This window comes from Bilophila sp. 4_1_30 (assembly GCF_000224655.1).
Taxonomy (GTDB): Bacteria; Desulfobacterota; Desulfovibrionia; order Desulfovibrionales; family Desulfovibrionaceae; genus Bilophila; species Bilophila wadsworthia.
Genome location: NZ_JH114277.1, coordinates 1 through 870 on the forward strand (window position 1 = coordinate 1; position 870 = coordinate 870).

At 59.2% G+C, this 870-nt stretch carries 1 protein-coding gene; it reads right to left on the minus strand.

The window, feature by feature from the left end; genetic code table 11:
- Positions 1-132: 132 nt before the first annotated feature.
- Positions 133-684 (minus strand): metal-dependent hydrolase, encoded by a 552-nt coding sequence (locus tag HMPREF0178_RS20115; RefSeq protein WP_005028559.1) that lies wholly within the window; start codon positions 682-684, stop codon positions 133-135.
- Positions 685-870 lie beyond the last annotated feature (186 nt).

Genomic DNA, 870 nt, shown 5'->3' on the forward strand with positions numbered 1-870 from the left:
GGCCTTATCGAATCCCTGCCCACGGGGTTGCCTGTGACTGGAAAAGCCCGGACGGAAAACCGTTCGGGCTTTTTCTATGGGATTGACGGGACGGGTTTTATTCTTTCCGCCTTGTTTCCAGTAGGATTGCTTTTACAGAATAGTCCTGACGGCCTCTTCGAAGACGGCGCGGGCCTGATCGAACTGGAGGGCTATGGCTCCGAGGGCCACGAACAGGAATATGGTTTCGCGCCACGTCCCCGTACTGACGAGATTGATGCCGAAGCGCTTGCTGCCTCCGAAAGGATACAGAGGAACGCGCATGGGCGTGAGGGCATCCAGCAGGACGTGGATCAAGCCGCCGATGCCGACCCAGACGAGCAGATCGTTGCCGATGCCGCTGACCTGCGCCAGCGCCGACGGAGACACGCCGGGGAATGTGATGTGTGTCGCCCTCAGAAGATCAAGCACGATCCGCTGCGTCGGGATAAGAAAGCCCAGTATAATGATGACAAGGTACCAGCCGAACCAATGCGATGTCTGGCGGTGGATGCGCCTCCATACTTTCTTGTCGCCCCGCGCCATTGCCGTATCCACCATATCGGGCAGCACGCTCCCGATCATTACAGCGAACAACGCCGCCGGATGCGCGCCTGCCGCGAGCGCCCCCGCTACAGCCACTGCCTTGTGCGTAAACCACTTCATGCTTCATCCATAATGATAGAAAGGAAAAACGGCACAGTACGGTTTCTCCCCCGCAAAGGTCAAGCGTCTTCGCTCCGTATCTGGAAACGGCCCTCCATACGGTAGGGACTCCTGCCGCGCAGCCTCCCCACCAGTCGAAAGTCTTGGGATGGGGAGGGATGGGGGTTCGGGGGAAGGGAGGGGAAC

What these genes read in the sequence shown, in the direction of transcription:
- HMPREF0178_RS20115 (WP_005028559.1), bottom strand. Translation starts at nt 684, where the DNA reads ATGAAGTGGTTTACGCACAAGGCAGTGGCTGTAGCGGGGGCGCTCGCG.